Genomic DNA, 15,084 nt, shown 5'->3' on the forward strand with positions numbered 1-15,084 from the left:
TTACTTAGGAAAACGATATGAACAAATGGTTTGTATTCATTCTTTTGTGGGCGATGGCCTTTTGCGTCGGCAACACCTACGCGAAGAACGAAGTTACCCGACAATTGGGCGGTGCCTGCGGTGAAGATAGCAATATCATCGCCGGTTGCGCATCCGGGCTCAGTTGCAAAAATGGGACATGTCAGATGAACAGCTTTCTGTCACCCGCCACGGTCGGCTGTAAACAAGCAATGAAAGACATGGGAGATGATAGCAAGTACGTTGCGGTACACGACGGTTTCTGTTATGTCGATAGCGCTTGCCGAGGTCTGTACGAAAAAGCGATGACAGCGGCGAACGCCACATCGCATGTCCTCACCGCAAACGGCATAGATCCCACAGCCTTCGCCGCGCTGTCCGAACAGGATCGGAACGCATTTATCGTCGCGAGCGACGCTTGCCGGCAATGCGGCAAGTGCGCGATTGGACGCCAATTTCTGGGTCGAGGGGGTTACTAGGGTGGGGGGTGGATCAGGTGGGGTGGTATCGCGTGCGTGGGTCGCGGTGCGCTGTTGAAGCATGGCATGGTAGTGGCGCGCGTGCGCGGCCGCGCTCACCCATGCGCACGGGTGGTTCGCCGTGGTGCGGTGTTATGAGTGCATCTGGGGTATTGGAGGAAGGGCAGCTAAAAAGCCAAACGCCCCGATCACGATAAGGTGAGTCGGGGCGTATGGATTTCAGCATTGGGAGCCTGACGATTACCTACTTTCACACGGGCAATCCGCACTATCATTGGCGTGGAGTCGTTTCACGGTCCTGTTCGGGATGGGAAGGGGTGGGACCGACTCGCTATGGTCATCAGGCAAAGAGGGTTGTGCCGTTGGCAGTGCCACGGCACCAATCTGGAAGAAGTTCGCTTCTGTGTTCTTACCGCTTTGGGTTGAGCTGTATCGGGCACATGTCCACCGATTGTTTCACTCACCTCGCGCGCCTGGGTGGCGGCCTGTTTCTCTGGCCGTCTTACACACAAACGCACTGGTTATAGGATCAAGCCTCACGGGCAATTAGTACTGGTTAGCTAAGGACATTACTGTCCGTACACACCCAGCCTATCAACGTCCTGGTCTCGAACGACCCTTTAGGGGAATCAAGTTCCCAGGGATATCTCATCTTAAGGCAAGTTTCCCGCTTAGATGCTTTCAGCGGTTATCTCTTCCGAACATAGCTACCCGGCGATGCCACTGGCGTGACAACCGGTACACCAGAGGTTCGTCCACTCCGGTCCTCTCGTACTAGGAGCAGCCCCCTTCAAATATCCAACGCCCACGGCAGATAGGGACCAAACTGTCTCACGACGTTTTAAACCCAGCTCACGTACCTCTTTAAATGGCGAACAGCCATACCCTTGGGACCGGCTACAGCCCCAGGATGAGATGAGCCGACATCGAGGTGCCAAACACCGCCGTCGATATGAACTCTTGGGCGGTATCAGCCTGTTATCCCCAGAGTACCTTTTATCCGTTGAGCGATGGCCCTTCCATACAGAACCACCGGATCACTATGACCTGCTTTCGCACCTGCTCGACTTGTGGGTCTCGCAGTTAAGCACGCTTATGCCATTGCACTATGAGCACGATTTCCGACCGTACTTAGCGTACCTTCGTACTCCTCCGTTACACTTTGGGAGGAGACCGCCCCAGTCAAACTGCCTACCATGCACTGTTCCCAATCCCGATTCAGGGACCAAGGTTAGAACCGCAAACAAACCAGGGTGGTATTTCAAGGGTGGCTCCACAAGAACTGGCGTCCCTGCTTCATAGCCTCCCACCTATCCTACACAGATTTGTTCACAATCCAATGCAAAGCTACAGTAAAGGTTCATGGGGTCTTTCCGTCTAGCCGCGGGGAGATTGCATCATCACAAACACTTCAACTTCGCTGAGTCTCGGGAGGAGACAGTGTGGCCATCGTTACGCCATTCGTGCAGGTCGGAACTTACCCGACAAGGAATTTCGCTACCTTAGGACCGTTATAGTTACGGCCGCCGTTTACCGGGACTTCAATCAAGAGCTTGCACCCCATCATTTAATCTTCCGGCACCGGGCAGGCGTCACACCCTATACGTCCACTTTCGTGTTTGCAGAGTGCTGTGTTTTTATTAAACAGTCGCAGCCACCAGTTTATTGCAACCCCTTCACCCTCCAGGCGCAGGCCTGTCAAGCTACAAGGGCGTACCTTATCCCGAAGTTACGGTACCAATTTGCCGAGTTCCTTCTCCCGAGTTCTCTCAAGCGCCTTAGAATACTCATCTCGCCCACCTGTGTCGGTTTGCGGTACGGTCTTGTTAGACTGAAGCTTAGAGGCTTTTCTTGGAACCACTTCCAATTGCTTCGCCGCTTTAAGCAGCTCGCCTCGTACCCTTGAATTCCGCGCCCGGATTTGCCTAAGCGCCTTCTCCAATACAAGGACCGGGACTTCCAACACCCGGACAACCTTCCGCGATCCGTCCCCCCATCGCATCTAACAATGGTGCAGGAATATTAACCTGCTTCCCATCAGCTACGCATTTCTGCCTCGCCTTAGGGGCCGACTCACCCTACGCCGATGAACGTTGCGTAGGAAACCTTGGGCTTACGGCGAGGGGGCTTTTCACCCCCTTTATCGCTACTCATGTCAGCATTCGCACTTCTGATACCTCCAGCATCCTTCTCAAGACACCTTCACAGGCTTACAGAACGCTCTCCTACCATGCAGATAAATCTGCATCCGCAGCTTCGGTGACTGGCTTAGCCCCGTTACATCTTCCGCGCAGGACGACTCGATCAGTGAGCTATTACGCTTTCTTTAAAGGATGGCTGCTTCTAAGCCAACCTCCTGACTGTTTTAGCCTTCCCACTTCGTTTCCCACTTAGCCAATCTTGGGGACCTTAGCTGGCGGTCTGGGTTGTTTCCCTCTTGACACCGGACGTTAGCACCCGATGTCTGTCTCCCGTGATTGCACTCTTCGGTATTCGGAGTTTGCTATGACGAAGTAATCCGCAATGGACCCAACAATCATTACAGTGCTCTACCCCCGAAGGTGATACACGAGGCACTACCTAAATAGTTTTCGGAGAGAACCAGCTATTTCCAGACTTGTTTAGCCTTTCACCCCTATCCACAGCTCATCCCCTAATTTTTCAACATTAGTGGGTTCGGACCTCCAGTACGTGTTACCGCACCTTCATCCTGGCCATGGATAGATCGTCTGGTTTCGGGTCTACGCCCAGCAACTAAAGCGCCCTATTCGGACTCGCTTTCGCTACGCCTTCCCTAGTCGGTTAAGCTTGCTACTGAACGTAAGTCGCTGACCCATTATACAAAAGGTACGCCGTCACCCCATTAAGAGGCTCCGACTGTTTGTATGCATGCGGTTTCAGGATCTATTTCACTCCCCTCCCGGGGTTCTTTTCGCCTTTCCCTCACGGTACTGGTTCACTATCGGTCGATTACGAGTATTTAGCCTTGGAGGATGGTCCCCCCATCTTCAGACAGGATTTCACGTGTCCCGCCCTACTTGTCGTACCCCTAGTTCCACACATAAGCTTTCGCATACAGGGCTATCACCTGCTATGGCCGCACTTTCCAGAGCGTTCTGCTAACTCACATGCTAAAAGGTACAAGGCTCTTCCCATTTCGCTCGCCACTACTTTGGGAATCTCGGTTGATTTCTTTTCCTGCGGCTACTTAGATGTTTCAGTTCACCGCGTTCGCTTCTCTTGACCTATGGATTCAGTCAAGGATGACCCATTCGGGCCGGGTTTCCCCATTCGGACATCTCCGGATCAAAGCTCGTTTGCCAGCTCCCCGAAGCTTTTCGCAGGCTACCGCGTCCTTCATCGCCTGTAATCGCCAAGGCATCCACCACATGCACTTATTCGCTTGACCCTATAACGAGTACGTCTGCATCGCTGCACACGTCACGCCATAGGTGAGTATCGGTGTTGTGCCGTATTCCAATTTCGTGCGCCTCTCTCAAGACACACTGCTTTGAGATACTTCTCGATACAATCTCAACCCAAATTTCGGCAGCATCCCGCACGCCATCTCTAACGCACAGCACGCCACCATTGAATTGAACTTCTTCCAAATTGTTAAAGAACGACAGCCGATTTAGATTCTCATCGAATCCATCAGTGTTAGGCCAAGCCTAAGCTAAAACGCACTCAGCGCACATCCTCGCGGATACGCAACAAATACCCTTTAGCTTAGGAATTGGTGGAGGTTGACGGGATCGAACCGACGACCCCCTGCTTGCAAAGCAGGTGCTCTCCCAGCTGAGCTAAACCCCCAAGACACCACTACTACTGTAGGTACATCCCTTAGTTCGTCACCCAACCACACCAGTTAGCGCAACCAACCAGACCAAGATGGTGGGTCTGGTTGGATTCGAACCAACGACCCCCGCCTTATCAAGACGGTGCTCTAACCGACTGAGCTACAGACCCTACAGCCTGTCGTATGACAGCCGATAAGCGTGAGCGCTTTAGCAACTTATGCTTCAAGCTCGAGAAAGGAGGTGATCCAGCCGCACCTTCCGATACGGCTACCTTGTTACGACTTCACCCCAGTCACGAATCCCACCGTGGTAAGCGCCCTCCTTGCGGTTAAGCTACCTACTTCTGGTGAAACCCGCTCCCATGGTGTGACGGGCGGTGTGTACAAGACCCGGGAACGTATTCACCGCGGCATGCTGATCCGCGATTACTAGCGATTCCAACTTCATGCACTCGAGTTGCAGAGTGCAATCCGGACTACGATCGGTTTTCTGGGATTAGCTCCCCCTCGCGGGTTGGCAGCCCTCTGTTCCGACCATTGTATGACGTGTGAAGCCCTACCCATAAGGGCCATGAGGACTTGACGTCATCCCCACCTTCCTCCGGTTTGTCACCGGCAGTCTCCTTAGAGTGCCCTTGCGTAGCAACTAAGGACAAGGGTTGCGCTCGTTGCGGGACTTAACCCAACATCTCACGACACGAGCTGACGACAGCCATGCAGCACCTGTGTATCGGTTCTCTTTCGAGCACCCCCTGATCTCTCAAGGGTTCCGACCATGTCAAGGGTAGGTAAGGTTTTTCGCGTTGCATCGAATTAATCCACATCATCCACCGCTTGTGCGGGTCCCCGTCAATTCCTTTGAGTTTTAATCTTGCGACCGTACTCCCCAGGCGGTCAACTTCACGCGTTAGCTACGTTACTAAGGAAATGAATCCCCAACAACTAGTTGACATCGTTTAGGGCGTGGACTACCAGGGTATCTAATCCTGTTTGCTCCCCCACGCTTTCGTGCATGAGCGTCAGTGTTGGCCCAGGGGGCTGCCTTCGCCATCGATGTTCCTCCGCATATCTACGCATTTCACTGCTACACGCGGAATTCCACCCCCCTCTGCCACACTCTAGCCTGCCAGTCACAAATGCAGTTCCCAGGTTAAGCCCGGGGATTTCACATCTGTCTTAACAAACCGCCTGCGCACGCTTTACGCCCAGTAATTCCGATTAACGCTTGCACCCTACGTATTACCGCGGCTGCTGGCACGTAGTTAGCCGGTGCTTATTCTTCCGGTACCGTCATCAGCAAAGGATATTAGCCCTCGCCTTTTCTTCCCGAACAAAAGTGCTTTACAACCCGAAGGCCTTCTTCACACACGCGGCATTGCTGGATCAGGCTTGCGCCCATTGTCCAAAATTCCCCACTGCTGCCTCCCGTAGGAGTCTGGGCCGTGTCTCAGTCCCAGTGTGGCTGGTCGTCCTCTCAGACCAGCTACAGATCGTCGCCTTGGTAGGCCTTTACCCCACCAACTAGCTAATCTGCCATCGGCCGCCCCTATAGCGCGAGGTCCGAAGATCCCCCGCTTTCATCCTTAGATCGTATGCGGTATTAATCCGGCTTTCGCCGGGCTATCCCCCACTACAGGACACGTTCCGATGTATTACTCACCCGTTCGCCACTCGTCAGCGGAGCAAGCTCCCTGTTACCGTTCGACTTGCATGTGTAAGGCATGCCGCCAGCGTTCAATCTGAGCCAGGATCAAACTCTTAAGTTTAATCTCTGTTACTGTTTTCTATTCTTCCGAATAGGTCGCTCAACTCAAGAATCAACAAGTAGTACGAACCGAAATTCATACCCTTACTTCTTCTCTTGTGCGAGCTCTTGATACTTTTGCTTTGCGCTCATCGGCCTAAACCAACAAACGCGCATCCGTCACCAAGCGCCCACACTTATCGGCTGTAAATTTTTAAAGAACCGTTTAACGACTGGCTGGGCATTCCCTCGCACTAGGCGACCCGTCGATTCACCGCAAACACCACCACTTTTGCTCCACCGCGCTGTTTTGCTGCAGAACAGAAGCGAGATTATGTACCACCACCACCATCTCGTCAAGCAGTTTTTTTGTCACCCCCGGCAACGCGTCTCTCATCAACCCAGAAACCATCACCTGACAACACACACCGCTCAACCACCCAGCCTCAGCACCTGCAGACCAAGCCTACCCACACCAGCAACAAGAAAAGACCCTTCAAACCAAGTACCTTCTCTCACCACCACCCCACCAACACAACAAACGCTTCGCCTTGTCTGCAGCGGGGAGGCGAATAATAGGACACACCCAGCAAACCTGCAAGTACTTTTGCGTTTTTTGTGGGTATTGCCATGCCAATGACTGCCGCACCTGCGCGTCACGCTACTTACAGGAATTGGTACACTGCACAAGCGGCATATTTCCAGCAATATAACGCCTTGACGCATCCCGCACCTTAAGACGAGGAGCCAACATCGTTATTCATCGACTGCTCAGCTCGCCACAAAGGAGAAAGCCCGTGTCCCCCACCGACCGCCGCGCCGTATTACGTAACGCGTTGTCCGGCCTCTTGCTAGCCGCCGCGCCATTGCTGACTTTCTCGGCCGCGCAAGCTCAGTCACAAAAGGTCAGCGTGTTCTATGCCGGCTCACTGGTCAACCTGATGGAGCGTAGCGTGGGACCGGCGTTCACAAAGGCAAGCGGCATCGACTTTGAAGGATATGCCGGCGGCTCGAACAAACTGGCCAACGAGATCAAGGGCAAACTTCGTCGCGGCGATATTTTCATCAGCGCCAGCCCCAAGGTCAACAGCACGCTGATGGGCGATACCAATGGAAACTGGGTCACCTGGTACGCGTCATTTGCTGAATCGCCCCTGGTCATTGGCTATAACCCGAAGAGCACGTTCGCCGACGCCCTGAAAACCAAGCGCTGGGACGACGTCTTGTCGACGCCGGGCATCAGGATCGGCCGCACCGATCCTAAGCTGGACCCGAAGGGTCTGTTCACGGTGAACTTTGTCCAGCACGCGGCAAGGGTCTATGACAAACCGGATCTCTTGAAAGAGACTCTGGGTTCGGAGGAAAATCCCGCTCAGGTGCTGCCGGAGGAAACATTGGTCGGGCGCTTGCAATCGGGTCAACTGGACGCGGGGTTTTTTTATTCCACCGAGACATCGGACCTGAATATCCCCTTCGTCACGCTCCCCGCCGAACTGAAAGAGAAAGCGCAATACACGGTGACCATTCTGAATCACGCGCCCAACGCGAAAGGCGCTCAGCGTTTCGTGTCCTGGTTGTTGAGCCCGGCGGGCCAGGCCTTGTTGAAAGAACACGGCATCGATATCGTGGCGCCAACGATCAGTGGCGACGCCGCCTCCGTCCCCGCCGCGCTGCGAACACAACTAGCGCCGCAATAACGGTCACTTACCACAAGACCGCGATGAAACGGCATGACCGACGTCCGCCCGGTAGACGGCTACCAGGGGGCCGCCTCGCCATCGTATGATGCAACAATGACATCGCCCGATCTCGACCGTAACGACCTCGCGCCATCGACGAATCGATCAGTGCGTCGGGCCCATGGACCGACGCCGCTCGCATGGCTCGGCGCCCTCCTCACGATCTATCTCTGCGCGCCACTGCTCGCCAGCGCGCCGCACATCGCATCAGCAAGCTGGACCGCAGTGGATTGGAATACGTTGCTTCACGCAACGGGCGTCTCGGCTGCCAGCGCCACACTCGCGGCGCTGATCGTCGCCCTCACCGGCGTCCCCCTCGGTTACTGGCTCGCGCGGCGACCTACTCACCTTGCCAGCGTCATCGCATTCGTCGTGCAGTTGCCCCTGGCCTTGCCGCCCCTCACGAGTGGCGTGCTGCTGCTGTTTCTACTAGGGCCCTACAGCGCGCTGGGCGAATTGACCCACGGTGCGCTGACCGACTCGTTCATCGGCATCCTGCTCGCCGGCATTTTCGTGGCAGCACCATTCCTCATCGTTGCGGCGCGCAGCGCCTTCATTGCCGTCGACCCGATGTTCGAAGACGTCGCTGCCACGCTCGGACATCGCCCCTATGCGCGATTTTTCTCCATCTCACTGCCGCTCGCCTGGCCCGCGATTCGTGCCGGCCTGCTACTGACCTGGCTTCGTGCATTCGGGGAATTTGGCGCAACGGTCATGGTGGCCTATCACCCGTATTCCCTGCCGATCTATACATACGTGGCCTTCGGCAGCGTCGGTCTGCCTGCCATGTTGCCGATTATCGTGCCGACCCTGGGCGTCTCGCTGCTTGCCGCACTGCTGGTGGCAATAAACGCGGTATGGAAGCCATCGCGACGCGCGCCCCGTTCACAGCCGGTTAAAACGCCTGCGAATCATGCACGGCCCGGACCACCGACGGCATCCGCCAGCATCGACAAGGACGATGCGACGAAGCCGGACGGGCGTTCCATCATGGTGGCGCTTGATACACGAATCGGCGACTTCTCGCTGAAGCTTCGCTGGGCGCCCAAAGCACGCAGGCTTGCCATTCTTGGCGAGTCCGGATCGGGCAAATCGATGACGTTGCGGCTTTTCGCCGGGCTGGCCCGCATTTCGCCTGGCGGCAGTGCGCACATCATTGTCGATGGGATACCCATACAAGACTTGCCAGCGGAAAGCCGCCATATAGCCTACGTTCCGCAAGACTTCGGACTGTTTCCACACATGACAGTCGCGCAGCAATGGGCGTACCCTCGGGATGCACACCCCGGAACCGTGCAAGCATGGTCCCGTAGGCTTGCGCTGGCACACCTTACTGACCGCTTCCCGGCGGAACTCTCGATCGGACAACGGCAACGGGTGTCGATCGTGCGGGCCATGTCCCGGCATTGTGGTGTGATCTTGATGGATGAACCGTTTTCGGCGCTGGATACCCCTAGACGGCGGGCACTGCGAACGAGCTTGCGTCAATTGCAACAGGAAATCGATGCGGTGACGGTGCTGGTCACCCATGACCCGGACGAGGCGGCACAGTTAGCGGACGAGATCCTCGTGCTAGACCACGGCCGGATGCTGCAAGCCGGCCCGACGCTCGACGTCTTCACGCGTCCCGCGAATATGAAAGTCGCATCGCTATTGGGCTTATCGAACGTGGGAGTGGGCGAGCTGGACCTCAAGGGGCGCATCGACATTGGCGGCGGCATACGCTTTCCAGTGGCGTGGGAAAAATTGCGGGGGTTGGAAGCCGGGGCCCGTGTCATGTGGCGGCTGAACCCGGACGCCGTGCGTCGCGTGCCTGGCGGTACGCGCGGGAATGAAGGCTTCGCGGCGCTTATCGAAGAGGTCCTGCTCGAGGGTGGACAGGTTCGCCTTGCCGTACGCGTCGGTGACAGCGTTCTTAAGCTACGGCCCCACACGTGGCGCGCGGCCGCCGGACTGACGATCCGCATCGATCTGGACAATGACGCGGTCGATGTCTGGCCTCTTGCGGACCACGCCAGCCCTCAGGCGCGCGCCGCCTGATATCGGCGCTCTACTTCGTCCCAGTCGATTACTTCATAAAACGCGGAGATATAGTCAGGGCGACGACTTTGGTACTTCAGGTAATACGCATGCTCCCAGACGTCCAACCCAAGAATCGGCGTATTACCGTGCGATAACGGACTGTCCTGGTTGGCGCTGCTTTCCACAACCAGTTCGCCGTCGGGTCGAACACTCAGCCAGGCCCAGCCGCTACCGAAACGCGTCTGCGCCGCACGCGTGAAATGGTCCTTGAACGCATCGAAGCCACCCAATTCATTATCAATCGCGGCGGCCACCTTGCCCTTCGGCTTGCCGCCGCCATTTGGCGACATGACCTTCCAGAACAACGCGTGGTTTGCATGCCCACCGCCGCTGTTGCGCACCGGCCCACGAATCTTTTCAGGCAAGGTCTCCAGTTCACGCAAAAGCGTTTCCACCGGCTTCTCTCCCAGCCCCGTTCCTTCAACCGCCGCATTTAATCCGTTGACATAGGTCTGATGGTGCTTCGTATGGTGAATCTCCATCGTCTTTGCATCGATATGCGGCTCCAATGCATCGTATGGATAGGGCAATTCCGGTAAGGTGTAAGCCATGATATTCGCTCCTCGTTCAATTGCTCATGTCGTCGACCTCACACGATTTCCGCGGCGTCGTTGGCATGCGGGAAGAAGGTGTCTCCCTCGTTTCGATAGTAGCCCGAGGCCTTTTACCCTAGCCCCTGACGGGGAAAGGGCTTTCTTCTCCTACAATGCAACCTTCGATTCCCGCCGCCGCGCCGCATGTCATCCGATAAGCCTCATTCGACCTCCGGGACGCCGTCTCTGGCAATGCTCGCCACACCCACCCCGGAACACGCGACCTTGCCGCGCGTGGTCATCATTGGAGCCGGTCCCGCAGGCCTTGCGGCCGCAGAAAGGATCGCCGCCGGTGGCGGCACGCGCGGGGTGCGGATCGACGTCTACGATGCCATGCCCTCCGTTGGCCGCAAATTCCTCCGCGCCGGCATCGGCGGTTTGAACATCACACACAGCGAACCGTACGACCTATTTCGCACGCGTTTCGGAAGGCGGCCTCCAGTGCTGCAAACAGCGCTCGATACCTTTCCCCCTGATGCCTTGCGCGCGTGGGCCGAAGCGCTGGGTGTAAAAACGTTCATAGGAACGTCGGGGCGTGTGTTTCCGGCCGAGATGAAAGCCGCCCCGTTGCTGCGCGCATGGCTGCAACAACTGCGAACGGCGGGTGTCACGTTTCATACGCGGCATCGGTGGCTTGGATGGTCAGACGCGGATCGCACGACATCCGGCGCGCCGGTACCGACATCGCCGCGCCCGGGCGGCCCGATACCGCTACTGCGATTCGCCAGCCCCGCAGGCGTCATCACGCAACGCGCGGACGCGGTCGTGCTCGCGCTCGGAGGCGGCAGTTGGCCGCAACTTGGAAGCGACGGCGCCTGGGTGCCCTGGCTCGAAGCGCAGCACATTCCCGTCGCACCGCTGCGCAGTGCCAACGGCGGTTTCAGCATTCATTGGAGCACGCATCTGCGCGATCGATTTGCCGGATCGCCGCTGAAATCCGTCGCCCTGTCGTTCACGGATCTCGCCGGAGAGACGCTGCGACGGCAAGGCGAATTCGTCATATCGACCCGCGGGGTCGAAGGTAGCCTGATCTACGCTTTCTCCCGTGCGCTGCGAGAGACGATCGAAGCACATGGATCGGCGACCTTCACGCTGGATCTGCTCCCCGACCGTGCTGCGCCATCGGTCGCGGAGGCGGTCGCGCATCCACGCGGCAGCCGGTCACTCTCCAGCCATTTGCAAAGCCGACTCGGGCTGACCGGTATCAAGACGGCATTGCTATATGAGGTGCTGGACAAGCAATCGATGCAAGACCCGGCTACCCTGGCGCAAGCCATCAAGGCGCTGCCCCTGACGGTCCTGGCAACCATGCCGCTTGCCGAAGCCATCAGTAGCGCGGGCGGTGTGATGTTTTCCGCAGTGGATGATCACTTGATGGTACGCAACCTGCCCGGCGTATTTGTCGCCGGGGAAATGCTCGATTGGGAGGCGCCTACCGGTGGCTATCTGCTGACCGCTTGCCTTGCCACCGGCCGGCACGCGGGGCAGGGGCTTACGCGCTATCTTCGGGGCGGTTCGGCGTGAAGGGGCCCACAGGCACGCAAGGACGATGCCGACATCACGCCACAGAGAGACGCCATAACGTCGTTGTCTCGGCAACGCGCGCCGCATGCAAAGGATCGTCCTTGTCTGATACGCGCGGGTGAACCGGCTTTGCCGTCGTCTTGCCAACCACCCGTAGTCCGGCGGCGGCAATGGCATCGGCCAGTTGCGTGGGCGCGCGCAGGCCCAGGTGCTCGGCAAAGTCGGACATGATCAGCCAGCCTTCGCCTCCTGGCGCGAGCCGCGCCGCCAACCCATTCAGGAAACCCAGCAACATACGACTGTTGGGATCGTAGACAGCCGACTCGATCGGTGAACTGGGACGTGCCGGCAACCAGGGCGGATTACAAACGATCAACGCCGCCGCTCCGGCCGCTTCAGGCGGAAACAAATCGTGTTGCACGAGCGAAATCTGTTCATCCAAGCCATGCCTGGTCACATTCTCGGCAGCGCAGGCCAGCGCACGGGGATCACTGTCGGTTGAGACAAGCCGGGCAACGCCGCGACGCGCAAGGACAATGGACAGCACACCGGTACCAACGCCGATATCAAACGCCAACGGCGTGTCCCGCAGCGCGGCAGGCAGCGGCGCGCGCGCCACCAGGTCGACATACTCGCCTCGGACAGGCGAGAACACGCCATAGTGCGGGTGGATTCGACCACCGGTCTGCGGTACGTCGACACCTTTCTTGCGCCACTCGTAAGCACCGATCAAACCGAGCAGTTCCCGCATCGACACCACCGAACCGCCAGCGGACGCTGCTGCGCCGTCCGGACCGTTTGCGCCATTTGCGCTGACGGCGGCGCCCGTGATGTTCCCACCATCCGATATCGGGTCATTAGACGCACCGAGCGGGCCATAGACCCACTCGCAGGCGGCCGACACGTCCGGTGCGCGCCGTAGCGGAATGCGGTAATCAGCGCCTAACGGCAAAAGCAACGCGCCCAACGTGCGTGCGCGCTGCGATTGCGCCAATCGATGCCGGTTGAAGGCATCGGCCATGCCCTGATTCATCGGCGCCGGCTTCCGGCCGCCTTTCTTGTCGATGCGGCGCCCCATCGCCTGGAGCAATTGCCGAGCGTTCTGGAAATCGCCGCGCCATAACAACGCCGCGCCTTCGCACGCCAGACGGTACGCCTGGTCGGCCGGCATCGTGTCGTCGGCAACGATCACCCGCTTGGGCACCGGTACGCTCGCCTCCGACCGCCACCGCGCCTGGTGCATCACGCCCCCCTCTTCCCACGTAATCATTGGCACATCGGCGCGCTGCCCACATTCATCACCACTCGTCATTCTCACCTCCATCATGCCTGCCGCCTCGATCGGTCACCGTGTCATGCCCTGCTGTGTCGGCCACTCCGCCACGATGCGACAGATCAGGGCTTTCGCCGGACCGCTCATAACTAATGGACGCAGAGTCTCACACCCTGACGTGCAGCGACAGTCGTTGTTCGCACTTTATTGGTCATTTTCTGGTTTCATCGTTATGCTGGCGCCGAATCCACCCCGCGATGCGCCCGGAGATCATCTCGGCGCCAAGCACCGATTGCGTATGCAATTTGTACACACTGCAAGGCACCGCGCTCATCGCGCGGCCGCCTCCAGACAATGAATGATTCCCATGGCTGACAACTGGTTTCCCCAATGGCGCCGCGTTCCCGCGAATGCCCTCGACGGTGCCCACCGCGTGATCGCTCCCGATGAACGCCCCCCGCTCGGGCAATTGCTGTTGCTGGGTGCCCAGCATACGGTGGCCATGTTCGGCTCGACGGTATTGGCGCCGTTATTGATGGGCTTCAACCCCAATCTCGCGATCCTGATGTCGGGGATCGGGACGCTGCTGTTTTTTGTCATTGTCGGCGGACGCGTTCCGAGCTACCTCGGATCGAGCTTTGGCTTTATCGGTGTTGTCATCGCCGTCAGTGGCTATGCGGGCCACGGCCCGAATGGTCAAATCGCCGATGCGTTGGGCGGTATCGTCGCCTGCGGTGCGGTCTTCGCGCTCACCGGACTCATCGTGATGGTGACGGGCAAGCGATGGATCGAGACCCTGATGCCACCCGTGGTGACCGGGGCCGTCGTCGCCGTGATCGGGCTCAATCTCGCGCCCGTCGCGATCCGCTCGGTCTCCCGGTCCGGCTTCGACAGCGCAATCGCGTTGATGACGATCGTCTGTATCGGAATGGTCGCCGTGCTCGCGCGCGGCGCATGGTCGCGCCTATTGATCCTGCTGGGCTTGCTGTCGGCCTATCTCCTCTACCTGATTGTCACCAACGGACTCGGCTGGGGACCGCCGGTCGATTTCGCGACAGTCGCAACGGCACCCTGGTTCGGTTTGCCGACAATTCATGCGCCGCGATTCACCTCGCACGGAATGTTGCTGATCTGCCCGGTGGCCATCATTCTGATTGCCGAGAACCTGGGGCATGTGAAGGCCGTGGGGGCAATGTGCGGACGGAACCTGGATGGATACCTCGGACGTGCCTTCATCGGCGATGGCGTCGCAACGATGCTGTCCGGCGCCGTGGGCGGCACGGGCGTGACGACCTATGCCGAGAATATCGGCGTGATGGCGGTCACCCGAATCTATTCCACCTTGGTTTTTGTCGCAGCGGCGGTTTTTGCGCTGGTGCTCGGGCTCTCACCGAAATTCGGCGCCTTGGTGCAAACGCTGCCGGCACCGGTACTCGGCGGTACCTCCATCGTCGTCTTCGGTCTGATTGCCGTATCCGGCGCCCGGATCTGGATTCAGCATCACGTCGATCTCAACGATACGCGTCACTTGCTGGTAGCCGCCGTCACGCTCGTGCTGGGCGCGGGCGACTTCACGATCCATGTCGGGGGGTTTCCGCTCGGCGGCATTGGTACGGCAACGTTTGGTGCGATTCTGCTGAATGCCTTGCTGTCGCTGCGCCGCGTACCATCCGCCATCCGCGACGCCGGTCCCGCCGACGCGGCAGGCGAGGTCGATCGCGACAGGCATCGTCCACACTGAACAATGCCGCAATCTCGTCTACGAGAGACAAATTCTCTCCCTTGACCGGTCTTAAGGGGTTAACTCTATGTTGACAGGGCAACAACGAAAAA

Annotated in this window: 7 protein-coding genes, 2 tRNA genes and 3 rRNA genes; 5 read left to right on the plus strand and 7 right to left on the minus strand. The window is 58.1% G+C overall.

Annotation, left to right across the window (positions count from 1 at the left end):
• Positions 1 to 17 precede the first annotated feature (17 nt).
• Positions 18 to 497: a hypothetical protein gene (locus tag SJQ66_RS28620; protein WP_320534840.1), complete on the plus strand. Its 480-nt coding sequence runs from the start codon at positions 18 to 20 to the stop codon at positions 495 to 497.
• Between the two features lie 231 nt (positions 498 to 728).
• On the opposite strand, the gene rrf is transcribed toward SJQ66_RS28620, so the two are convergent.
• The 5 genes from rrf to SJQ66_RS28645 form a co-directional block, all read right to left on the minus strand.
• Positions 729 to 842 (minus strand): 5S ribosomal RNA (gene rrf, locus SJQ66_RS28625).
• 180 nt (positions 843 to 1,022) lie between these two features.
• Positions 1,023 to 3,906: ribosomal RNA gene (locus tag SJQ66_RS28630) — 23S ribosomal RNA — on the minus strand.
• Between the two features lie 328 nt (positions 3,907 to 4,234).
• Positions 4,235 to 4,310: transfer RNA gene (locus tag SJQ66_RS28635), tRNA-Ala, on the minus strand.
• A gap of 79 nt (positions 4,311 to 4,389) precedes the next feature.
• Positions 4,390 to 4,466: transfer RNA gene (locus SJQ66_RS28640), tRNA-Ile, on the minus strand.
• A gap of 64 nt (positions 4,467 to 4,530) precedes the next feature.
• Positions 4,531 to 6,062: ribosomal RNA gene (locus SJQ66_RS28645) — 16S ribosomal RNA — on the minus strand.
• Together the 16S, 23S and 5S rRNA genes with 2 tRNA genes alongside form the textbook arrangement of a ribosomal RNA operon.
• A gap of 775 nt (positions 6,063 to 6,837) precedes the next feature.
• On the opposite strand from SJQ66_RS28645, the gene SJQ66_RS28650 reads away from it, so the two are divergent.
• Positions 6,838 to 7,737, plus strand: a complete 900-nt coding sequence (locus SJQ66_RS28650; RefSeq protein WP_024905670.1) for an extracellular solute-binding protein — start codon at positions 6,838 to 6,840, stop codon at positions 7,735 to 7,737.
• A 33-nt stretch (positions 7,738 to 7,770) separates the two neighbouring features.
• Entirely contained in the window at positions 7,771 to 9,819 is a 2,049-nt protein-coding gene (locus SJQ66_RS28655) for an ABC transporter ATP-binding protein/permease (protein ID WP_253466102.1), read from the plus strand.
• Here SJQ66_RS28655 and SJQ66_RS28660 read toward each other — a convergent pair.
• Complete coding sequence (locus tag SJQ66_RS28660; protein WP_024905668.1) at positions 9,801 to 10,412, minus strand: superoxide dismutase; 612 nt, start codon at positions 10,410 to 10,412, stop codon at positions 9,801 to 9,803. The genes SJQ66_RS28655 and SJQ66_RS28660 overlap by 19 nt on opposite strands.
• Before the next feature lie 234 nt (positions 10,413 to 10,646).
• On the opposite strand from SJQ66_RS28660, the gene SJQ66_RS28665 reads away from it, so the two are divergent.
• Positions 10,647 to 11,978 (plus strand): TIGR03862 family flavoprotein, encoded by a 1,332-nt coding sequence (locus tag SJQ66_RS28665; RefSeq protein WP_024905667.1) that lies wholly within the window; start codon positions 10,647 to 10,649, stop codon positions 11,976 to 11,978.
• Positions 11,979 to 12,012: 34 nt separating this feature from the next.
• Here the strand turns inward: SJQ66_RS28665 and SJQ66_RS28670 are convergent, their stop codons facing one another.
• Positions 12,013 to 13,290, minus strand: coding sequence for a methyltransferase (locus tag SJQ66_RS28670; RefSeq protein WP_024905666.1), 1,278 nt, complete (start codon positions 13,288 to 13,290; stop codon positions 12,013 to 12,015).
• A 328-nt stretch (positions 13,291 to 13,618) separates the two neighbouring features.
• On the opposite strand from SJQ66_RS28670, the gene SJQ66_RS28675 reads away from it, so the two are divergent.
• A complete protein-coding gene (locus SJQ66_RS28675; protein ID WP_024905665.1) occupies positions 13,619 to 14,992 on the plus strand; it encodes a solute carrier family 23 protein in 1,374 nt (457 codons plus the stop codon).
• The last annotated feature ends 92 nt before the right edge of the window (positions 14,993 to 15,084 follow it).

It is taken from the genome of Robbsia andropogonis (assembly GCF_034047095.1).
In the GTDB taxonomy this organism is placed as follows: Bacteria; Pseudomonadota; Gammaproteobacteria; order Burkholderiales; family Burkholderiaceae; genus Robbsia; species Robbsia andropogonis.

Coding starts and splice junctions, on each gene's coding strand:
- SJQ66_RS28660 (WP_024905668.1), bottom strand. CDS start 10,412: ATGGCTTACACCTTACCGGAATTGCCCTATCCATACGATGCATTGGAG.
- SJQ66_RS28670 (WP_024905666.1), bottom strand. CDS start 13,290: ATGACGAGTGGTGATGAATGTGGGCAGCGCGCCGATGTGCCAATGATT.
- SJQ66_RS28675 (WP_024905665.1), top strand. CDS start 13,619: ATGGCTGACAACTGGTTTCCCCAATGGCGCCGCGTTCCCGCGAATGCC.
- SJQ66_RS28665 (WP_024905667.1), top strand. CDS start 10,647: ATGCTCGCCACACCCACCCCGGAACACGCGACCTTGCCGCGCGTGGTC.
- SJQ66_RS28655 (WP_253466102.1), top strand. CDS start 7,771: ATGACCGACGTCCGCCCGGTAGACGGCTACCAGGGGGCCGCCTCGCCA.
- SJQ66_RS28620 (WP_320534840.1), top strand. CDS start 18: ATGAACAAATGGTTTGTATTCATTCTTTTGTGGGCGATGGCCTTTTGC.